Genomic DNA, 20,027 nt, shown 5'->3' with positions numbered 1-20,027 from the left:
GCCTACTTGGCCCGGCGGGCCACCGTGAAGTGGTCGATCCGGTCACCCGTCTCGGCGATGCCCTGGACCTTCAGCGTGGCGTAGTGGCCCCTCGGCGCGGGCTGGACGTCGACACGCAGGAACGAGTAGTTGAGGTAGCGCACCCGGGACCAGGCGACCGTCTCGTTCTGCTTGCCGTCCTTGACGTTGACGAACGAGGCCACGGACTCCTGCTCGTGCTCGTGCCCCTCGTAGGAGTCCGGCGCGCTGAACGCGTACAGGCTGCGGCCCGCCGCCCCCGCCGTCACGTACACCACGCCCTCGGTCTCGGGGTACGCCGTGCCGCCGATCGGCAGCTTCTTGGCGACCTCGTTCCCCTTGATCACATCCGTCCGCTCGTACTGGTGGTTGTGCCCGTTGATGACGAGGTCGACCGTGTACTTCTCGAACAGCGGCACCCACTCCTGGCGCACGCCGCCTTCCGAGGCGTGCGCCGTGGAGGTGCAGTACGCGCAGTGGTGGAAGAACACGACGATGAAGTCGATGTCCTGCGCGGCCCGGTACTTCTTCAGCTGCGCCTCGAACCACTTGGTCTGGGTGCCGCCGGAGAGGCCGAGGTTGGCCGGGATCTCGAAGGAGACGTCGTTGGGGTCCAGCGAGATGATCGCCGTGTTGCCGTGGACGAAGGAGTAGACGCCCGGCAGGTGCTTCTTGTCCGGCCCGTTGTCGGGGAGCGTGAAACGGGCCTCCTCGCCGCCGTAGCCGTTGGGCGAGTACCAGGCCTCCATGTCGTGGTTGCCGTACGACACCATCCACGGCACGGACTTGGCGACCGACTCGGTCTGGGCGAGGAACTGGTCCCAGGTGCGCGCGTCGAAGCCGGTGTCGGAGGCCTTGCCCTGGCCGGTGGGGTCGCCGTACGCGATGTCACCGGCGTGCAGGTGGAAGACCGGGTTCTGGCCGAGGATCAGGCTGTCGTTGGCGAGCGCGTGGTAGCTGACGCCCTGGTCGCCGAAGGCCGTGAAGGTGAAGGGGACCTTGTGGGCGGGGGCGGTGGTGAAGGTGCCGAGGGTGCCGAGGAGGTGCGGCTCGGCGGGGTCGAAGCCCTGGTGGCCGACGCCGTAGTAGTACGTCCGGCCGGGGCGCAGCTGGGTCAGCTTGGCGTGGACGTAGTACTGGGTGTGGTCGGCGCTCGCGCCGACGCCGGCCGGGGTGTAGAGGGTGCGCACCTCGGCCTCGATCTTGCGGGAGAGGTCCCAGGGGTGCGCGCCGATGCGGATGAACGGCTTCTGCACGGCGACCGGGACTTGCCAGGAGACGGTCATCTCGGTGCGCGGGTCGTTGCCGTAGGCGAGGTGGCGGCCGAAGGGGGCGACGAGGGCCCCGTCGACGGCCTCGGTGGCCGCGGCGGTGCGCTGCGTCGGTACGGCGGCGGCCTGGGCGGTGGCGCCCGGCACGAACGCCCCACCCGCGACGGCGCCCAGCGTGACGGCGCCGCCCCTGATCATCGTGCGCCGCGAGAATCTGGCGCGCAGGTACTCGTACTGCTCGGCCATGCTCATACGCTCGGCGAGCCGCGGGGGTACTCCCATGCGAGGAATGTCCATGGCGTCCGAAACTCGTCCCCTCAGGCAACGGGATGCGAGCCGACGCATGGACAGCTCCGGAACGGGCCCCCATGAGACCCCCAATGTTCTTCCAAGAGTTTCAACAGCGGGTTGCCGGCCAGTTGCCCGAAATCGGGCAGGATTCTTGCGGACGAGTCTCCGATAACCCAGGATCTACCGAGTGCACGACGACCTTGTTGATCATCTGACCCGCACCACGCCCCTCAACCGGGGCGAGGCGCTGCGGGTGATCCAGGATGTGCTCGCCTACTTCGACGAGACGACCGAGGAGTACGTCCGTCGCCGCCACCGCGAGCTGCAGGCCCAGGGCCTGGTGAACGCGACGATCTTCGAACAGATCGAGGCGGACCTGAAATACCGGGCAGTGGCCCCGGCGGAGCTCACCCTCCGCCAGCTGCGCCGGATCGTCTACGGCTAGGGATACATATATATGTGCGGAATCGTCGGATACATCGGGAAGCGTGACGTGGCTCCCCTGCTGCTGGAGGGTCTGCAGCGCCTGGAGTACCGCGGCTACGACTCGGCGGGCATCGTCGTCACGTCCCCGAAGGCGGCGGGCCTGAAGACGGTCAAGGCCAAGGGCCGCGTCCGCGACCTCGAAGCCAAGGTCCCGGCGCGCTTCAAGGGCACGACCGGCATCGCCCACACCCGCTGGGCCACCCACGGCGCCCCCTCCGACGTGAACGCCCACCCGCACCTGGACGCCGAGGGCAAGGTCGCCGTCGTCCACAACGGCATCATCGACAACGCCTCCGACCTGCGCCGCAAGCTGGAGGCGGACGGCGTCGAGTTCCTCTCCGAGACCGACACCGAGGTCCTCGTCCACCTCATCGCCCGCTCGCAGGCGGAGAAGCTGGAGGACAAGGTCCGCGAGACCCTGCGCCTCATCGAGGGCACGTACGGCATCGCGGTCCTGCACGCCGACTTCCCGGACCGCATCGTCGTGGCCCGCAACGGCTCGCCGGTCGTCCTCGGCATCGGCGAGAAGGAGATGTTCGTAGCCTCGGACATCGCGGCTCTGGTGACCCACACACGCCAGATAGTGACGCTGGACGACGGCGAGATGGCGACGCTGAAGGCCGACGACTTCCGCACCTACACGACGGAGGGCACCCGTACGACGGCGGAGCCCACGACCGTCGAGTGGGAGGCGGCGTCGTACGACATGGGCGGCCACGACACCTACATGCACAAGGAGATCCACGAGCAGGCCGACGCCGTGGACCGCGTCCTGCGCGGCCGCATCGACGACCGCTTCTCCACCGTGCACCTCGGCGGCCTCAACCTGGACGCCCGCGAGGCCCGCCAGATCCGCCGCGTGAAGATCCTCGGCTGCGGCACCTCGTACCACGCGGGCATGATCGGCGCCCAGATGATCGAGGAGCTGGCCCGCATCCCCGCGGACGCCGAGCCGGCGTCGGAGTTCCGCTACCGCAACGCTGTCGTGGACCCCGACACCCTCTACATCGCCGTCTCCCAGTCCGGTGAGACGTACGACGTCCTCGCGGCCGTCCAGGAGCTGAAGCGCAAGGGCGCGCGGGTGCTGGGCATCGTGAACGTCGTGGGCTCCGCGATCGCCCGCGAAGCCGACGGCGGCATCTACGTCCACGCGGGCCCCGAGGTCTGCGTGGTCTCGACGAAGTGCTTCACGAACACCACGGTGGCCTTCGCGCTCCTCGCCCTGCACCTGGGCCGCACCCGCGACCTCTCCGTCCGCGACGGCAAGCGCATCATCGAGGGCCTGCGCAAGCTGCCCGCCCAGATCTCCGAGATCATGGAGCAGGAGGCGGAGATCGAGAAACTGGCCCAGCAGTACGCCGAGGCCCGCTCGATGCTCTTCATCGGCCGCGTCCGGGGCTACCCGGTGGCCCGTGAGGCCTCCCTCAAGCTCAAGGAGGTCTCCTACATCCACGCCGAGGCCTACCCCGCCTCCGAGCTCAAGCACGGCCCGCTGGCCCTGATCGAGCCCGCCCTCCCGACGGTCGCCATCGTCCCCGACGACGACCTCCTGGAGAAGAACCGCGCCGCCATGGAGGAGATCAAGGCCCGCAGCGGCAAGATCCTCGCGGTCGCCCACCAGCCCCAGGAAAAGGCCGACCAGACGATCGTCGTCCCCAAGAACGAGGACGAACTCGACCCGATCCTGATGGGCATCCCCCTCCAACTCCTCGCCTACCACACGGCCTTGTCCCTGGGCAGGGACATCGACAAGCCGAGGAACCTCGCCAAGTCGGTAACGGTGGAGTAGTCGCCCTGCTTTCAAGGGCGCAGCCCCTGGTCTTTCAGGGGCGCGGGGAACTGCGCGACCAGCCCCCACGCACCCGCAGCGGCCACACAACGCGACGGACCCCCACGTGATGCCACCATTCACGGGGGGTCCGTTTTCAACGCCGGGGGCCGCCCAACCCCCAGCCGGCGCAGCTAACCGGTGGCCGTCACGCCCCGGCCCGCAGCGCGTCGCGGAAGCGCGGTCGGCCAGTGAGCCAACGCCGCAGTCGCCGCATACCAAGCCACCGCACCCGCGGCGACGGCGAACCAGCCACCCACCTTGGTGAGCCCGTCATTGCCCGTGAAGGCGGCGATCGCCATGAGCACCAGGGACACGAAGAACAACCCGTACGCCCCCTGCCCGAGCTGATCCCCACCCGCGAGCGTGAGGGACAGCGCCACAAGGGCGAACAGCAGCAGGAACAGTCCCGCCGCATTGTCGGAGACGGCCGCGTCGACAGAGGCCGCCCAGGTGAACCAGAGGGCACCGAGCGTCACGAACGCGGTCCCGTTCGCGGAGTCACGGTCGCGCAGGGCCATCAGCCCGGCGACGAAGAGGGCAATTCCGCCCACGTACTGGGCGATTGATACGGCGTCAGCGGCTGACACACCGTCGATCACGTCGGTGTACCCCAGCCCGAAGGCCAACAGGGTGATTCCGAGGGCGAGTCGGCCGACCACGGTAGTGGTTCCGCTTCCCGCAGAGACGTCGTTGTCCACGGCGGGCTCCCTTCATGCATGTGCAGTTGTGCGGTGAGCGTTATATGCCCTTCACAAGGGCACAAACACCTCTACGCGCGAGTAAGTTCACACACCGCAAGAAGGAGGCAAGAGGGAGAGCGACGCCCCGAACGGCTCATCTCACCTGGGGCAACGGCGAGTTAGGGAATAACAACTCACGGGATGACAACGACGGGACGCTTGGCCCGCTTGGCGAGCCGCCCCGCGACCGACCCGAAGATCCGCCCGACGATGCCGTGCGTGGAGCCGACGACGATGGCGTCCGCCTCGTACTCCCGCCCGACCTCTTCGAGCTCGTGGCAGATGTCACCGCCGCGCTCGACGAGGATCCACGGCACCTCGGCGAGATAGTCGGCACAGGCGAGTTCGAGGCCGAGCACCTCGGTGCGGTGGTCCGGGACGTCCACGAAGACCGGCGGCTCGCAGCCGGCCCACACCGTGGTGGGCAGCCGGTTGGCGACGTGGACGATGATCAGGCCCGACCCGGAGCGATGGGCCATGCCGATGGCGTACGCGAGGGCGCGCTCACTGGAAGTGGAGCCGTCGAAGCCGACGACCACGCCGTGCTTGAAGGCGGGGTCGCAGGCTTGGCGGGACTCGTCCGCCGCCAGGGGATCGGCCGCAGTCGGGTCGGCGACCTGGCGCTTGCGGTCCGCGGGTTCGAAGAATTCGTGACCGGCCATGGCTGTCTCGGCGTATTGATCCTTTATGGGTGGGCCCGCGAGCGGAGCTCGATGCAGCAGTGTGCGGCGGAGCTGTGTCCGGGAATGGTCTTCCCAACCCCATACCCCCAAGGGTACGGCGGCACGCCTCCTTAGCCCAGATCCCCGCTCACGGTCGTACGGGTTCCAGGGAGCATGCACGAGTAGACGCCCGTAACGCAATGGTTGCTGCGGTGTACAGGCGGTTTGCACAGGGTTCACCTGTGCCCATAGCCGGAACGTTCCCGCGCCAGTGACCGACCGCTCGAACAGGCGTTGAACCCCCTGAGCCACCACCCCAGGGAACCCAGGAGTACCCACCCATGCCCGGACCCCGCACGCCCTCCGACGACAGCGCCACCGACGTGGTCCGCTGGGCGGCCTTCAGCTGCGTCCTGGTCCCCGTGGTCCTCCTCTGGTACGGCACCTCCCTCGCCGGCGCCGCGGGCACGGCCTTCGGCCTCGCCGCCGTGACGGCCGTCTGCCGTCTGCTGCTGCGCCAGTCGGAACGCGGCGCGGCACGCCTGAAGGACGAGGAGCGCACCACTCCGTCACCCTCCCGTCGCGGACGCCACCACAGGACGGGAACCGGGGCCCACAGAGGCGGACGTCACACTGGTTGAAATACACCGGTCGGCTGACCGGTTTCCGCGCACGGGCACGCTGCTTTTCAGCCAACTTCTGGCGCGCATGCATCCCCTGCCCAGAACACCCCCCAACCCCCGTTCCACCTGCACGGAAAGGGCCTCAGGGGCCCTGCGCACCCTACGTGGATTGGCCACTGCGACAAGGCGCACTTCCCTGCACGGCCCGTGAGTGCAACGCTTCGTGATCGAATGCTTCACGCCAAGTTGCCAAGTCGACAATGTGCCGAGTGCCGAACCGGCCACTGCGGCGCGACGCGACACAGTAGATTCGATCTTGACTGTCTACGGCGGGGGACTCGTGCAGGACCGAGGGGAAACGTGCAGGAGCGACACAACCGAGGAGCCGCGACCACCGAGGGGGGCTTAGCAGTATGAGCCACGACTCCACTGCCGCGCCGGAAGCCGCGGCCCGGAAACTTTCCGGGCGACGCCGCAAGGAGATCGTCGCGGTGCTGCTGTTCAGCGGCGGCCCCATCTTCGAGAGTTCCATACCGCTGTCGGTGTTCGGGATCGACCGCCAGGACGCCGGCGTGCCGCGCTACCGCTTGCTGGTGTGCGGCGGCGAGGAAGGCCCGCTGCGGACCACAGGGGGCCTGGAACTCACCGCGCCACATGGCCTGGAGGCGATCTCACGGGCGGGCACGGTTGTCGTGCCGGCCTGGCGTTCGATCACCTCTCCACCGCCCGAGGACGCGCTCGACGCACTGCGCCGGGCGCACGAGGAAGGCGCCCGCATAGTCGGGCTGTGCACCGGTGCCTTCGTCCTCGCCGCGGCGGGCCTGCTGGACAGCCGCCCCGCGACAACGCACTGGATGTACGCACCGACGCTGGCCAAGCGCTACCCGTCGGTGCACGTCGATCCGAGAGAGCTGTTCGTCGACGACGGCGACGTCCTGACGTCGGCGGGTACGGCGGCCGGAATCGATCTCTGTCTCCACATCGTGCGGACGGACCACGGCAACGAGGCGGCAGGGGCCCTGGCCCGCCGTCTGGTGGTCCCGCCGCGCCGATCCGGCGGCCAGGAGCGCTACCTCGATCGATCTTTACCGGAGGAGATCGGCGCCGACCCGCTGGCCGAGGTCGTCGCCTGGGCGCTGGAGCACCTCCACGAGCAGTTCGACGTGGAGACGCTGGCGGCACGCGCGTACATGAGCCGCCGCACCTTCGACCGCCGCTTCCGCTCGCTGACGGGCAGCGCCCCGCTTCAGTGGCTGATCACCCAGCGGGTCCTGCAGGCACAGCGCCTGCTGGAGACGTCGGACTATTCGGTGGACGAGGTGGCGGGCCGCTGCGGCTTCCGCTCGCCGGTGGCGCTGCGCGGCCACTTCCGCCGCCAGCTCGGCTCGTCGCCGGCCGCCTACCGGGCGGCGTACCGTGCTCGGCGCCCCCAGAGCGAAAGGCCGACGGACGCGGAGCCCCCGACGGGCCCCGCGCTCCAGCAGGGCCCACCGCCCGCCCCGTACCCGGAGAGCGGCCCGGTCCCGCTGCAGACCCGCCGCACCCCGGCGCCCGTCGGCACGTCCGCGCCCTCGGAGAACGGGCGCGAGCTGTACGTCGGCGGCCGGGCGACCCTGCCGGGGCAGCGCAGCGGAGCATGACCTCGTAACGCCGGACGGGCGCATTTCAGCCCGTCCGGCGTTTGAGGACGAGGAACCGGGGCGCCCCAACAGAGGACGTCAGCCGTAGGGTGTTCGCATGAACGATCGCATGGTGTGGATCGACTGCGAGATGACCGGCCTCTCGCTGTCCGACGACGCGCTCATCGAGGTTGCCGCCCTCGTCACCGACTCCGAGCTGAACGTACTCGGCGAAGGAGTGGACATCGTCATCCGCCCGCCGGACGCGGCGCTGGAGACGATGCCGGAGGTGGTGCGTCAGATGCACACCGCGTCCGGACTCCTCGACGAACTGGCCGGCGGCACGACGCTGGCCGACGCCGAGGAGCAGGTCCTGGCGTACGTACGCGAGCACGTGAAGGAACCCGGCAAGGCCCCGCTGTGCGGCAACTCCGTCGGCACGGACCGCGGCTTCCTGCTGCGCGACATGCCGACACTGGAGGACTACCTCCACTACCGCATCGTCGACGTCTCGTCGGTCAAGGAGCTGGCCCGCCGCTGGTACCCGCGCGCCTACTTCAACAGCCCCGAGAAGAACGGCAACCACCGCGCCCTCGCCGACATCCGCGAGTCCATCGCCGAACTCCGCTACTACCGCGAGGCCATCTTCGTACCGCAGCCCGGCCCGGACTCGGACACCGCGAAGTCGATCGCCGCGAAGCACGTTCTGCCTGCTCAGTAGGCGTACGCGCGGGATTACCCGGGGGCGCCGCAAAAGCTGTGCGCGAGCACCCCTTCGGACCCTGTACACTTTTTCTCGGCCGGTCGGGGACTTCCCAGAAGTCGATCGCCGGTCATGGTGGGTGTAGCTCAGCTGGTAGAGCACCTGGTTGTGGTCCAGGATGCCGCGGGTTCGAGTCCCGTCACTCACCCTGGTCTTCAGCCGGTGACTTCGCGAACGAGGTCACCGGCTGAAGCTTTTTCTGCGGCGCCGTAGGCTGCGCACGATGTCCGAGCCCCGCGTACCCGCCGAGCCCCTCACCACCGCACGCCTCGACCTCCTCCCGCTGCGCGTCGAGCACGCCGAGGAGATGGCCGTCGTCCTGTCGGACCCGGCGCTGCACACCTACATCGGCGGCACGCCCCACTCCCCCGGCGAACTGCGCGCCCGCTACGAGCGGCTCGTCGCCGGGTGCCCCGCCCCGGGTGTCTCCTGGTGCAACTGGGTACTGCGGCTGCGCGCGGAGTCCTGTCTCGTGGGCACCGTCCAGGCCACGGTCACCGGGGACCACAGCGCCGAGATCGCCTGGGTGGTCGGCACACCCTGGCAGGGGCAGGGGTTCGCGTCCGAGGCGGCGCGGGGGCTGGTCGCCTGGCTCGGGCGACGGTCCGTGCGTACGGTCGTCGCACACATCCACCCCGACCACCCGGCCTCGGCGGCGGTCGCCGCGGCGGCCGGGCTCGCCCCGACCGAGGAGGCGCAGGACGGGGAGAGGCGGTGGCGGCTGGCGCTACCCCGCTGACGTCGCCTCCCGCCACGCCCGCACCAACTCCCGTACGCTCCCGAAGCGTTCGCCGGGGTCGGCGCGGGTGGCCCGGTCGAGCACCGCCAGCTGGGCCGGCGTCCCCCGCCAGGCCCGCTCCTCGTCGCCGGCGTCCAGCAGGAGGCGGGTGGCGCGGCCGAGGGCGTGGACCGTGGTGCGGAGGTCGATCAGCGCGCCGCGGCGGAACTCCTCCGGGGCCATGAAGCGGCGTGAGCCGGGGAGCCGGTCCGCGTCCAGTGTGAACGGGCCGGGGCGGTATTCGTCCAGGTCGATCAGGCGGAGTTCGTCGCCCTCGAAGTCGTACAGGAACGCGCCGTCGTAGAGGTCCACGGCGACGTGTCCCGCGGCCTCCACCGCCAGGTGGGCGTCCAGTACGCGGTCCACGGCACGGTGGACCCGGTCGAGCGGCAGGGAGCGGAAGCGGGCCAGGGGGCTGTCGGGGTGGGCGCGGCCGCCGTGGGTGCGGAGGGTGGGGTGGTAGAGGACCTCGCCGGCGTGCCACGGCATCACCACCGCCGTACCAGCACCGCCCCGCACTCCGAACCGGTGCAGCTGCGGGACGATCACGGGATGGCGTACCGCCCGGTGGAACGCCCAGGCCCGGTCCAGGGAGCGCCGGGCCGGTTCCGTCGCCGCCTCCTTCACGAACCAGCGGTCGCCGTCCGGGAGTCGGACGCCGTACGACACACAGCCCGAGTCCTGGTCGCGGAAGGCACGCAGCACCTCGCCCACGGAACGCAGGTACGGCTCGACCTCGCCGACCTCGGTGAGGTCCAGCAGGGCGTGGCCGCTCACGACGACGCCCGCACCGCCAGTTCCGTCGCCAGCACCATCTGCGGGCGTTCCAGTCCCCGCGACACCGCCGGCCGGCGATCCGCGATCTCGGCGAGGAGGAGGTCCAGCATCCGGCGGCCCATCTCCTCGATCGGCTGGCGGACGCTGGTGAGGGGCGGGTCCATGTGGCGGGCGATGGCCGAGTCGTCGTAGCCGACGAGGGCCACGTCGTCGGGGATACGGCGACCCGCCTCGCGCAGGGTCTGGCGGGCGCCCGCCGCCGTCACGTCCGACGCCGCGAAGACCGCGTCCAGGTCGGGGCGGCGCTCCAGGAGTACCTTCATCGCCCGAACACCGCCCTCCTCCGTGAAGTCGCCCGCCTCGATCAGCCCCTCGTCCACCTCGTGCCCCGCGTCACGCAGGGCGTCGCGGTAGCCGTCGACGCGGCGCTGGGCACCGTAGACGTCGAGGCGGCCGGTGATGTGGGCGATCCGCGTGCGACCTCGGGACAGCAGGTGCTCGACGGCCGAGCGGGCGCCGCCGTAGTTGTCGGAGTCCACCGAGGTCAGGGTCTCCGCGGCGGAGCGAGGGCCGCTGATCACCGCCGGGATCTCCAGCTGGGCCAGCAGGTCCGGCAGGGGGTCGTCCGCGTGGACCGAGACCAGCAGGACGCCGTCGACGCGGTGGGCCGCCAGGTACTGGGCCAGGCGGCGCCGTTCCCGGTCGCTGCCCGCGAAGATCAGCAGCAGCTGCATCTCCGTCTCGGAGAGCTCGGCGCCCACGCCCTTGAGCATGTCCGAGAAGTACGGTTCCGCGAAGAACCGCGTCTCGGGCTCGGGCACGACCAGCGCGATCGCGTCCGTGCGGTTCGCCGCCAGGGCTCGGGCCGCCGTGTTCGGGACGTAGCCGAGCTCCGTCACCGCCGCCTCCACCGCCGCGCGGGTCGCGTCACTGACCCGGGGCGAGCCGTTGATCACCCGGGAGACGGTGCCCCGGCCCACGCCGGCGCGGGCCGCCACCTCTTCGAGGGTGGGCCGACCGCCACTTCGGCCCCGCGCTCCGTGGGTTGCCATGGGCTCCGCCTTCCCGCCGATCCTTACGCCGGCCCTGGAATCTAACAGTCCCGTCTGTTGCACTGACCCCACCCGGGGGCTGCCGCCCCCGGACCCCCACTTCGGCCTGAACGGCCTCGTCCTCAAACGCCGGACGGGCTCAGGTGGGTCCAGTTAACAGCCCGATAACTGAACGCATCTCTCCGCTCCGAGTCCCTTGACACCCCCGCCCGGACCGACGAACCTTCAACTCATCACCTGTGGGAGCGCTCCCACAGTACCTGACACATACACATCCCGCACGTTCCCCGCCCGAGCCGCAGCGAGTTCAACGAACGGGCCCAACAGTGCAGTTGGCCGGGGGGTCGGCACGTCAGGCAACAGGAGGACGCAATGCGCACGAGTACCCGCGGGTCCCGCAGGCTGATGGCCCTCGCGGCCGTCGCCGCGCTGACGACAGGGCTGCTCGCCGGCTGCGCCGAGGACTCGGACGACGGCTCTTCGGGGGAGGGCGGTGGCAACGGCGGCGGTGGCAAGACAACCCTGACCGTCGGCACCTTCGGCACCTTCGGCTACAAGCAGGCCGGCCTCTACGACGAGTACATGAAGCTCAACCCCGACATCACCATCAAGGAGAACGTCACCACCCGTACCGACGTCTACTGGCCGAAGGTCCTCACCCGGCTGCAGGCCGGCGCGGGTGCCGACGACATCCAGGCGATCGAGGTCATGAACATCACCGAGGCCGTGCAGACGCAGGCCGACAAGTTCGTCGACCTCGGCAAGGAGGTCGACAAGTCCCAGTGGCTGGACTGGAAGAACGCCCAGGCCACCACCGAGGACGGCAAGCTGATCGGACTCGGTACCGACATCGGCCCGATGGCGATCTGCTACCGCAAGGACCTGTTCCAGAAGGCCGGCCTGGAGACCGACCGCACCAAGCTCGCCGCGCAGTGGAAGGGCGACTGGGGCAAGTACGTCGACCTGGGCAAGGAGTACATGAAGAAGGCGCCGAGCGGCACCAAGTTCGTGGACTCGGCCTCCTCCGTCTACAACGCGGCCCTCGGCGGCGAGCCCGAGCGCTACTACCAGACGGACGGCACCGTCACCTGGGACAAGTCGGACAGCGTCAAGACGGCCTGGGACGTCGCCATGGACGTGGCGACCAGCGACATGTCGGCGAAGCTGAAGCAGTTCGACAAGCCGTGGGACCAGGGCTACGCGAACGGCACCTTCGCCACGGTGGCCTGCCCGGCCTGGATGATGGGCTACATCCTGGAGAAGTCCGGTGAGTCGGGCAAGGGCCAGTGGGACGTGGCGGCGGCGCCGACCGCGGCCAACTGGGGCGGTTCGTTCATCGGCGTGCCGACGGCGAGCAAGCACCAGAAGGAGGCCATCGCGCTGGCGAAGTGGCTGACCGCGCCCGAGCAGCAGGCGAAGGTCTTCGCCAAGCAGGCCAGCTTCCCGTCGACCCCGTCGGCGTACTCGACGCTGAAGCCGGCGGCCGCCACCACGGAGTACTTCTCGAACGCGCCGATCACCCAGGTCTTCTCCGACTCGGCGAAGACCATCCCGAGCCAGTACTTCGGCATCAAGGACCAGGCGATCAACACCGCGCTGACCGACGTCGGCATCCTCCAGGTCGAGCAGAAGGGCAAGAGCCCTGACGAGGGCTGGGACGCGGCCTCCGAAGAGATCAAGGACGTGCTCGGCCAGTGAGCAGTTCCAAGGAGGCCCTCGCGCATCCCGCGTCGAGCGCCGACGCCGCGCCCGGTGACAAGCCGGGCGCGGCCGGCCGCGCTCACGGTCGCGGTACGCCGCCGCCGGGCAACGGTTCCTGGCGCAGCCGGCTGTACCGCTGGGACATGAAGGCGTCGCCGTACGCGTTCATCGCCCCCTTCTTCATCGTCTTCGGGGCGTTCTCGCTGGTCCCGCTGCTGTACACCGCGTGGTACTCACTCCACAACGTGCAACTGTCCAACCTGGACGGCCAGACCTGGACCGGCCTGGACAACTACCAGAACCTGCTGTCCTCGGACTTCTTCTGGAACGCGCTGTGGAACACCTTCACCATCGGCGTGATCTCCACGGTGCCGCAGCTGCTGATGGCGATCGCTCTGGCGCACCTGCTCAACTACAAGCTGCGCGGCTCGACCGTGTGGCGGGTCGTGATGCTCACCCCGTACGCCACGTCGGTGGCGGCGGCGACGCTGGTGTTCGTGCTGCTGTACTCGTGGGACGGCGGCATGATCAACTGGCTGCTGGAGTTCGTCGGCATCGACCCGGTCAACTGGCGTGAGTCCGACTGGGGTTCGCAGTTCGCGGTGTCGTCGATCGTGATCTGGCGCTGGACCGGCTACAACGCGCTGATCTACCTGGCGGCGATGCAGGCGATCCCGGCCGACCTCTACGAGTCCGCGGCGATCGACGGTGCCAACCGCTGGCAGCAGTTCCTGCATGTGACGGTCCCGCAGCTGCGGCCGACGATCCTGTTCACGGTGGTCGTCTCGACGATCGGCGCGACCCAGCTCTTCGGTGAGCCCCTGCTGTTCGGCGGAGTGAGCGGTTCGAAGGGCGGCTCCGAGCACCAGTACCAGACGCTCGGCCTGTACATGTACGACCAGGGCTGGATCATCGGCAACCTCGGCAAGGCGTCCGCGATCGCCTGGTCGATGTTCCTGATCCTGCTGATCGTCGCCGTGATCCAACTGCTGGTGACCCGACGGCTGAGGAAGTCCCTATGAGCACAAGCGAACTGACGTCTCCTCAGACCTCCAAGGCTTCGAAGGACGCGAAGGACTCGAAGCCGCGGCGCGAACGGTCCCGGGTCATGGGCGCCGGCAAGCAGCTGCACGCCGGCCCGCTCACCTACGTCGTCCTGTCCGTCTTCGCCCTGGTCTCGCTGGCCCCGCTGGTGTGGACGGCGATCGCGGCCTCGCGCACCGACCGGCGGCTCGCGGAGACCCCGCCGCCGCTGTGGTTCGGCGGGAACCTGTTCAAGAACATGGACCGGGCGTGGGAGGAGGCCGGGCTCGGAAAGGCGATGTTCAACACCACGTTCGTGGCGGGCACGATCACCATCAGCACGGTGCTGTTCGCCACGCTCGCCGGTTTCGCCTTCGCCAAGCTGCGGTTCCGGTTCTCCGGCGTCCTGTTGATGCTGACGATCGGCACGATGATGATCCCGCCGCAGCTGGCGGTCGTACCGCTGTATCTGTGGATGGCGGACCTCGGCTGGTCGAACCAGCTCCAGACGGTCATCCTGCCGACGCTGTGCACGGCCTTCGGTACGTTCTTCATGCGGCAGTACCTGCTGCAGGCGCTGCCGAGCGAGCTGATCGAGGCGGCGCGGGTGGACGGTGCGAGCAGTCTGCGGGTCGTCTGGCACGTGGTCTTCCCGGCGGCGCGGCCCGCGATGGCCGTCCTCGGCCTGCTGACCTTCGTGTTCGCCTGGAACGACTTCCTGTGGCCGATCATCGCCCTCAACCAGGAGAACCCGACCGTGCAGGTCGCTCTCAACTCCCTCGGCACCGGCTATGTCCCCGACCAAGCGGTGATCATGGCGGGCGCCCTGCTCGGCACGCTGCCGCTGCTGATCGCGTTCCTGCTGTTCGGCAAGCAGATCGTGGGCGGCATCATGCAGGGCGCGATCAAGGGTTGACGCCCACTCCTTCGCCTCGGCCGCATCAGTCGTACGTCCGCGGGGGCCGGGTCACCGCCGCCCCGGCTCCCGCGCACCACCTTCCCCCCTCCTCTACACCCGTCGGTCTCCACGACCCCCTATGGGAGCGCTTCCATGCCTGAACCCATGTCCTCCGTGTCCTTTCCCCCCGCCTTCCTCTGGGGCGCGGCGACGTCCGCGTACCAGATCGAGGGGGCGGTGCGGGAGGACGGCCGTACCCCGTCCATCTGGGACACCTTCAGCCATACGCCGGGCCGGACCGCCGGCGGCGAGCACGGTGACATCGCTGTCGACCACTACCACCGCTACCGCGAGGACGTGGCGCTGATGGCCGAGCTGGGGCTGTCGGCGTACCGCTTCTCGATCTCCTGGTCGCGGGTGCAGCCGACGGGCCGGGGCCCGGCGGTGCAGCGGGGCCTGGACTTCTACCGCCGCCTGGTGGACGAGCTGCTCGCGCACGGCATCAAGCCCGCCGTCACCCTCTACCACTGGGACCTCCCCCAGGAGCTGGAGGACGCGGGCGGCTGGCCGGAGCGCGACACCGCGTACCGGTTCGCCGAGTACGCGCAGATCGTCGGCGAGGCGCTCGGCGACCGCGTGGAGCAGTGGATCACGCTCAACGAGCCGTGGTGCAGCGCGTTCCTGGGCTACGGGTCGGGGGTGCACGCGCCGGGCCGCACCGAGCCGGCGGCGACGCTGCGGGCGTCCCACCACCTCAACCTGGCGCACGGGCTCGGCACGTCGGCCCTGCGCTCGGTGATGCCGGCCCGCAACTCGGTGGCCCTCAGCCTCAACTCCTCGGTGGTGCGGCCGGTTTCGCAGGACCCCGCGGATCTGGCGGCGGCCCGGAAGATCGACGACCTGGCCAACGGGATCTTCCACGGCCCGATCCTGCACGGCGCGTACCCGGAGAGCCTGTACGCGGCGACGGAACTGGTGACCGACTGGTCGTACGTCCTGGAGGGCGACCTGGCGGCGATCAACCAGCCGTTGGACGCGCTGGGGTTGAACTACTACACCCCGACGCTCGTCTCGGCGGCCGAGACCGAGGTCAACGGCCCGCGCGCGGACGGCCACGGGGCGAGCGAACACTCCCCGTGGCCCAGCGCGGACGACGTGCTCTTCCACCAGACCCCGGGCGACCGCACGGAGATGGGCTGGACGATCGACCCGACCGGCCTGCACGAGCTGATCATGCGGTACACGCGCGAGGCACCGGGCCTGCCGCTGTACATCACCGAGAACGGCGCGGCCTACGACGACAAGCCGGACCCCGACGGCCGCGTCCACGACCCGGAGCGCATCGCCTACCTGCACGGCCACCTCTCCGAGGTCCGCCGCGCGATCGCCGACGGCGCCGATGTCCGGGGCTACTACCTGTGGTCCCTGCTGGACAACTTCGAGTGGGCGTACGGCTACGGGAAGCGGTTCGGGGCGGTCTACGTCGACTACTCGACGCTCGCCCGCACGCCGAAGTCGAGCGCGTACTGGTACGGGAAGGCGGCGCGGACCGGGGTGTTGCCGGCGGTGGAGACGCAGGTCTAGCGGAGGACAGCCGGCCGGGGGCGGGGCGTGGCACGCGGAGGGGACGTGCCGCGCCTCGCGGTTTCTCGGTCACGGAGACGGACGACGGCGCGCAGTGGCCGGCCTACGCGCTGATCGCCCTGGGCTGGGTGCTGACGACGGCCGTCACGCGGGAGTGACCCGCACCCCGCGGAAGAGCTGAGCGGGCCCCGCCTGCCCTCACCTGCCGTAGGCCGCGAACGCCTTCGAGAACGCGAACTTCTCCTGGAGGATCGAGCTGCACGTCGCGTCCGCCGCCGGCTTCTCGCCTCCCGCGCACTGCTTGTCGCGGGTCGCCGACCACATCGACAGCCGGCCGAGCCCCTTGGATTTGGCGAAGTTCACCAGCTGGGTGGCGTCGTCGACCTTGAAGATCTCGGTCGTGACGTCGTTGACGCCGATCATCGGGGTGCCGGCGACCGTCTTCCAGGCCGCGCTGTCGGAGAGGCCGAGCACGCTCTTGACCTGCGCCTGGGTGGCGGTGGCCGCCTGCTCGGCGTACGTGCCCATGTCGCCGCTGTACGCGGGGCCGTAGTCCATCGCCATGATGTTGACGGTGCCGATCTTGACGCCGTTGCGCTTGGCGTCGGCGAGGAGGTCGACGCCCGGCTGGGTGAGGCCCTCCGGCATGACGGGGAGGGTGAAGGAGACGTCCAGGCCGGGGTGGGCCGCCTGGAGCTTGGCTATCGCCTGGGCGCGGCGAGTGTTGGCCGCCGTGTCCGGCAGTGCGCCGCCCTCGACGTCGAAGTCGACCTTGGTCAGCTGGTACGCGTCCACGACCTTGCCGTACGCCGCCGCCGGCGCGTCCGCCGAGGAGCAGGTCGTCGCCAGCTCGCTGCCGGCCGCGCCGCCGAAGGAGACGCGGACGTCGCCGCCCTTGGCGCGCAGGTCGACGATCTGCGCGCCACCGCGTCACCGCCGAGGTCCGTGACGCCGCCCCACTTCGGGGTGCAGCCGCCGCCGTCGGTGACGAAGGCGAGGTTGTAGTCCTTCACACCGGTCGCCTCGGCGCTCGCCGGCAGGTCGAAGGCCGGGGAGAGGGAGGTGTCGATGTACGGGGCGAAGCCGGCGGTGTCTCCGGTGCCGGTGCCGGGGCTCTCCGAGGGCTTGGTGGTGGGGGTCGCGCTCTGGGTCGGGGTCCCCGTCGGCGTCGGGGTCGGGGTCGGGGTGGCGGGTGCGGTGGACGTCGGGCGGCCGCTGGGCTCGGGCGTCGCGCTGTCGTCCGTGGAGCAGTTCACGTCGCCGATCAGACAACCCGTCGGCGCGCCCGTGCCGTTGACCACGAAGCCGACCGTCACCGACTCACCGGCGGCCAGCCCGTCCGTGTCCCACTTCGGCGGCGTGACGGTGACGTGCTGCCCGCTCACACTCGACTCGGCGTTCCACAGGGAGCTCAGCTTCGAACCCGACGGCAGGTCGAACTCCAGCGTCCAGTCCTTCTCCGCCCCGGCGTTGTTGTTGGTGACGACGTACTGCGCGGTGTAACCAGTCGACCAGTCACTGGTCTTCGCGTACGCCGCTCCGATCCCGGCCGCCTGGGCAGTACCCGTGAACAGGATCGCGCCACCGCCGGCCACGGCCGCGGTCACCAGGCCGCCCATCGCCTTGTTCCTGCCACTGACCGTGCGCCGGTGGGTGCTCATTGGCGTGCCTGCCTTCACTGCTCAGGGGTGGGGTGCGGCAGCACGCTGGCGATTCGGAATCGGGCAAAGTGCCTGATCCGGACGGTGGTTGGGGACCTTGGGGTGCGCTTAAGGAAGGGATCGGGGACGGTTAAAGGTCGAGACCAATCTGCCGGGACGGCGTCTTCGGACCGCCCCGCGATGCCCCCTTCGCACGGGCGCCCGCTCGCCCAGCTGGATCCAGATCCGCACCTCGGTCCCGCCGAGCACCGACGACCCGATCCGCACGTCGCCGCCCGTCGACTCCGCGAGCCGCCGCACGATGTCGAGCCCGAGGCCGGTCGAACCGGCGTTGCCCGAACCCCGTCCGCGCGCCATCGCCGCCTCGGGGTCGGATATGCCGGGCCCCGCGTCCGAGACGAGCACGATCACCGCGTCCTCGCCGTTGTGCACGTCGACCGCGAAGGCCGTGCCCTCGGGCGTGTGCCGGAAGACGTTGCCGAGCAGGGCGTCCAGCGCGGCGGCCAGATCCGCCCGGGCCACCGGTATCCGCACCGGTCGGTCCACGCCGGCCACCCGCACCTTGCGGCCCTCGTCCTCCGCCAGCGCCGACCAGAACGCCATGCGCTCGCGCACCACCTCGGCCGCGTCGCACCCGGCGCCGGGACCGGCCGCCACCGTCTGCGGCTTGGCGTCCCGGGCCGTACGGATGATCGTGTCGACCTCGCGCTCCAGCTGGGCGACGGCGGCCCGGGTCTGCTCGGCGGCCGGACCGTCCCCGAGCGAGGCCGCGTTCAGGCGCAGCACGGTCAAAGGAGTACGGAGGCGATGGGACAGGTCGGCCGCCAACTCCCGCTCGTTCGCGAGGAGTTGCACCACTTGGTCGGCCATCGAGTTGAACGCGACCGCCGCCAGCCGCAGTTCGTTCGGCCCCTCCTCCGGCACCCGGGCGCCCAGCTTGCCCTCCCCCAGCTCGTGCGCGCCCTCGACCAGGCGCTGCGCGGGTCGCACCATCCGCACCCCCAGCCGGTCGGCGACCGCCACCGACCCGACGATCAGCGCGATACCGACCCCGGCGAGCACCGCCCAGGCCGTGGTGAGGCCGTTGGTGACCTCCGCGTCGGGGACGTACACCTCGACGACGGCGATCTCGCCGGAGCTCAGCGCGACCGGCTGGAGCAGGGTGGACCCGCCGGGCACCTCGCTGGTCGAGGCACGCCCCAGCCGCCGTACCGTCGCGATGTCGTCGGCGGCGGCGCGCTGCCGGCCGAGGTCGACGGCGGCCGTGTCACCGGAGGCCGGTATGTGCACGGCCATGCCCGCGTCCGAGCCGGCCGAGGCGACGACCCGCTCCAGCTGGTCCCGGTCGGTGGTGATGGACAGCGCCGGGGCGACCGCCGCTGCCTCCCGCTCGGCGTTGGAGAAGGCGCGGTCGCGGGCCATCTCCCGGATGACGAGTCCGAGCGGGACGGCGAAGGCGACCACGACCATGGTGGTGACCGCCAGACAGACCTTGACCAGTGCCCACCTCATCGCGGTGGCTCCCCCACGGGCGGTTCCAGCTTCACGCCGACGCCCCGCAGGGTGTGCAGATAGCGCGGGTTGGCGGCCGTCTCGCCCAGTTTGCGGCGCAGCCAGGACAGATGGACGTCGATGGTCTGGTCGTCGCCGTACGACTGCTGCCACACCTCGGCGAGCAGTTCCTTGCGCGGGACGACGACCCCCGGCCGCCCGGCCAGGAAGGCGAGCAGGTCGAACTCGCGGCGGGTGAGGTCCAGGCGCACGCCGTCCAACTCGGCCTGGCGGCTCAGCGGGTCGACGGTCAGGCCGCCGACGCGGAGCACGCTGGAGGGGGCGGCCTCCCCGCTGCCCGACCGGGCCCGGCGCAGGACGGCGGCCATCCGGGCCGACAGGTGCTCGACCGAGAACGGCTTGGTCAGATAGTCGTCCGCCCCGGCGTTCAGCAGCCGGACGATCTCCGCCTCGTCGTCCCGTGCCGTGGCGATGATCACCGGCACGTCCGTGATGCCGCGCAGCATCTTCAGGGCCTCGGAGCCGTCCAGGTCGGGCAGTCCGAGGTCCAGGATCACCACGTCGAAACGGAAATGGGCGACCTCGCGCAGCGCCTCCAGTGCCGTGCCGACACTGCGCACCGTGTGGGCGGCGTCGGTCAGGTGCCGGATGAGCGCCGAGCGTACGAACTGGTCGTCCTCGACCACGAGCACACTTGCCATGCGCCGCACCGTACGCCATGCGAGCGAGCCGGGCCG

General features: G+C 70.2%; 17 protein-coding genes, 1 tRNA gene and 1 pseudogene. 11 read left to right on the top strand and 8 right to left on the bottom strand.

The features are described from left to right. Window positions 1-2 precede the first annotated feature (2 nt). Window positions 3-1,571 carry a metallophosphoesterase family protein gene (locus QQM39_RS29140; RefSeq protein WP_302000526.1) on the bottom strand — a complete coding sequence of 523 codons (1,569 nt, stop codon included), beginning with the start codon at window positions 1,569-1,571 and terminating at the stop codon, window positions 3-5. Between the two features lie 196 nt (window positions 1,572-1,767). On the opposite strand from QQM39_RS29140, the gene QQM39_RS29135 reads away from it, so the two are divergent. Beyond that, window positions 1,768-2,025 (top strand): hypothetical protein, encoded by a 258-nt coding sequence (locus tag QQM39_RS29135; RefSeq protein WP_062703128.1) that lies wholly within the window; start codon window positions 1,768-1,770, stop codon window positions 2,023-2,025. 12 nt (window positions 2,026-2,037) lie between these two features. After that, window positions 2,038-3,855, top strand: coding sequence for a glutamine--fructose-6-phosphate transaminase (isomerizing) (glmS, locus tag QQM39_RS29130; RefSeq protein ID WP_302000525.1), 1,818 nt, complete (start codon window positions 2,038-2,040; stop codon window positions 3,853-3,855). Between the two features lie 173 nt (window positions 3,856-4,028). Here the strand turns inward: glmS and QQM39_RS29125 are convergent, their stop codons facing one another. Together QQM39_RS29125 and QQM39_RS29120 are read right to left on the bottom strand one after the other, a co-directional pair. After that, complete coding sequence (locus QQM39_RS29125) at window positions 4,029-4,595, bottom strand: GPR1/FUN34/YaaH family transporter (protein ID WP_302000524.1); 567 nt, start codon at window positions 4,593-4,595, stop codon at window positions 4,029-4,031. Window positions 4,596-4,771: 176 nt separating this feature from the next. After that, entirely contained in the window at window positions 4,772-5,299 is a 528-nt protein-coding gene (locus QQM39_RS29120; RefSeq protein ID WP_302000523.1) for a universal stress protein, read from the bottom strand. A gap of 341 nt (window positions 5,300-5,640) precedes the next feature. On the opposite strand from QQM39_RS29120, the gene QQM39_RS29115 reads away from it, so the two are divergent. From QQM39_RS29115 to QQM39_RS29095, 5 genes are all read left to right on the top strand, one after another. After that, the gene (locus tag QQM39_RS29115) at window positions 5,641-5,940 is read left to right on the top strand and encodes a hypothetical protein (RefSeq protein ID WP_302000522.1); all 300 of its coding nucleotides are present in this window, start codon (window positions 5,641-5,643) and stop codon (window positions 5,938-5,940) included. Between the two features lie 395 nt (window positions 5,941-6,335). Beyond that, window positions 6,336-7,562 (top strand): GlxA family transcriptional regulator, encoded by a 1,227-nt coding sequence (locus QQM39_RS29110; RefSeq protein WP_302000521.1) that lies wholly within the window; start codon window positions 6,336-6,338, stop codon window positions 7,560-7,562. Between the two features lie 97 nt (window positions 7,563-7,659). After that, a complete protein-coding gene (gene orn / locus QQM39_RS29105) occupies window positions 7,660-8,262 on the top strand; it encodes an oligoribonuclease (RefSeq protein WP_302000520.1) in 603 nt (200 codons plus the stop codon). Window positions 8,263-8,379: 117 nt separating this feature from the next. Beyond that, window positions 8,380-8,452: transfer RNA gene (locus tag QQM39_RS29100), tRNA-His, on the top strand. Between the two features lie 75 nt (window positions 8,453-8,527). Continuing rightward, window positions 8,528-9,043 carry a GNAT family N-acetyltransferase gene (locus QQM39_RS29095; protein ID WP_302000519.1) on the top strand — a complete coding sequence of 172 codons (516 nt, stop codon included), beginning with the start codon at window positions 8,528-8,530 and terminating at the stop codon, window positions 9,041-9,043. On the opposite strand, the gene QQM39_RS29090 is transcribed toward QQM39_RS29095, so the two are convergent. Together QQM39_RS29090 and QQM39_RS29085 are read right to left on the bottom strand one after the other, a co-directional pair. Next, on the bottom strand, window positions 9,032-9,859 hold the full coding sequence (locus tag QQM39_RS29090; protein ID WP_302000518.1) for a serine/threonine protein kinase: 828 nt from the start codon (window positions 9,857-9,859) through the stop codon (window positions 9,032-9,034). The two genes, QQM39_RS29095 and QQM39_RS29090, sit on opposite strands and share 12 nt — an antisense overlap. Next, window positions 9,856-10,911, bottom strand: a complete 1,056-nt coding sequence (locus QQM39_RS29085; protein ID WP_302000517.1) for a LacI family DNA-binding transcriptional regulator — start codon at window positions 10,909-10,911, stop codon at window positions 9,856-9,858. Before QQM39_RS29085 ends, QQM39_RS29090 begins: the two co-directional genes overlap by 4 nt. A 372-nt stretch (window positions 10,912-11,283) precedes the next feature. Here QQM39_RS29085 and QQM39_RS29080 point away from each other — a divergent pair, with 372 nt between their 5' ends. From QQM39_RS29080 to QQM39_RS29065, 4 genes are all read left to right on the top strand, one after another. Next, entirely contained in the window at window positions 11,284-12,609 is a 1,326-nt protein-coding gene (locus QQM39_RS29080; protein WP_302000516.1) for an ABC transporter substrate-binding protein, read from the top strand. Continuing rightward, window positions 12,606-13,634, top strand: a complete 1,029-nt coding sequence (locus tag QQM39_RS29075; RefSeq protein ID WP_302000515.1) for a carbohydrate ABC transporter permease — start codon at window positions 12,606-12,608, stop codon at window positions 13,632-13,634. The genes QQM39_RS29080 and QQM39_RS29075 overlap by 4 nt, the downstream gene beginning before the upstream one ends. Beyond that, the gene (locus tag QQM39_RS29070; protein WP_302000514.1) at window positions 13,631-14,551 is read left to right on the top strand and encodes a carbohydrate ABC transporter permease; all 921 of its coding nucleotides are present in this window, start codon (window positions 13,631-13,633) and stop codon (window positions 14,549-14,551) included. Before QQM39_RS29075 ends, QQM39_RS29070 begins: the two co-directional genes overlap by 4 nt. Window positions 14,552-14,686: 135 nt before the next feature. Further along, window positions 14,687-16,117, top strand: a complete 1,431-nt coding sequence (locus tag QQM39_RS29065; protein ID WP_302000513.1) for a GH1 family beta-glucosidase — start codon at window positions 14,687-14,689, stop codon at window positions 16,115-16,117. A gap of 198 nt (window positions 16,118-16,315) precedes the next feature. On the opposite strand, the pseudogene QQM39_RS29060 reads toward QQM39_RS29065, so the two are convergent. From QQM39_RS29060 to QQM39_RS29050, 3 genes and pseudogenes are all read right to left on the bottom strand, one after another. Then, window positions 16,316-17,778: pseudogene (locus QQM39_RS29060) on the bottom strand (cellulose binding domain-containing protein). Window positions 17,779-17,886: 108 nt separating this feature from the next. Further along, window positions 17,887-19,290 (bottom strand): HAMP domain-containing sensor histidine kinase, encoded by a 1,404-nt coding sequence (locus tag QQM39_RS29055; RefSeq protein WP_302000512.1) that lies wholly within the window; start codon window positions 19,288-19,290, stop codon window positions 17,887-17,889. Then, on the bottom strand, window positions 19,287-19,991 hold the full coding sequence (locus tag QQM39_RS29050; protein WP_302000511.1) for a response regulator transcription factor: 705 nt from the start codon (window positions 19,989-19,991) through the stop codon (window positions 19,287-19,289). The genes QQM39_RS29055 and QQM39_RS29050 overlap by 4 nt, the downstream gene beginning before the upstream one ends. Window positions 19,992-20,027 lie beyond the last annotated feature (36 nt).

Origin of the sequence: Streptomyces sp. DT2A-34, from assembly GCF_030499515.1 — a bacterium.
Taxonomy (GTDB): domain Bacteria; phylum Actinomycetota; class Actinomycetes; order Streptomycetales; family Streptomycetaceae; genus Streptomyces.
Note: the sequence above shows the minus strand (reverse complement) of the source record. Positions and strands in the feature narration are given on the sequence as shown.

Coding starts and splice junctions, on each gene's coding strand:
- QQM39_RS29110 (WP_302000521.1), top strand. CDS start 6,336: ATGAGCCACGACTCCACTGCCGCGCCGGAAGCCGCGGCCCGGAAACTT.
- QQM39_RS29095 (WP_302000519.1), top strand. CDS start 8,528: ATGTCCGAGCCCCGCGTACCCGCCGAGCCCCTCACCACCGCACGCCTC.
- QQM39_RS29120 (WP_302000523.1), bottom strand. CDS start 5,299: ATGGCCGGTCACGAATTCTTCGAACCCGCGGACCGCAAGCGCCAGGTC.
- glmS (WP_302000525.1), top strand. CDS start 2,038: ATGTGCGGAATCGTCGGATACATCGGGAAGCGTGACGTGGCTCCCCTG.
- QQM39_RS29080 (WP_302000516.1), top strand. CDS start 11,284: ATGCGCACGAGTACCCGCGGGTCCCGCAGGCTGATGGCCCTCGCGGCC.
- QQM39_RS29140 (WP_302000526.1), bottom strand. CDS start 1,571: ATGGGAGTACCCCCGCGGCTCGCCGAGCGTATGAGCATGGCCGAGCAG.
- QQM39_RS29050 (WP_302000511.1), bottom strand. CDS start 19,991: ATGGCAAGTGTGCTCGTGGTCGAGGACGACCAGTTCGTACGCTCGGCG.
- QQM39_RS29115 (WP_302000522.1), top strand. CDS start 5,641: ATGCCCGGACCCCGCACGCCCTCCGACGACAGCGCCACCGACGTGGTC.
- QQM39_RS29055 (WP_302000512.1), bottom strand. CDS start 19,290: ATGAGGTGGGCACTGGTCAAGGTCTGTCTGGCGGTCACCACCATGGTC.
- QQM39_RS29070 (WP_302000514.1), top strand. CDS start 13,631: ATGAGCACAAGCGAACTGACGTCTCCTCAGACCTCCAAGGCTTCGAAG.
- orn (WP_302000520.1), top strand. CDS start 7,660: ATGAACGATCGCATGGTGTGGATCGACTGCGAGATGACCGGCCTCTCG.
- QQM39_RS29065 (WP_302000513.1), top strand. CDS start 14,687: ATGCCTGAACCCATGTCCTCCGTGTCCTTTCCCCCCGCCTTCCTCTGG.
- QQM39_RS29085 (WP_302000517.1), bottom strand. CDS start 10,911: ATGGCAACCCACGGAGCGCGGGGCCGAAGTGGCGGTCGGCCCACCCTC.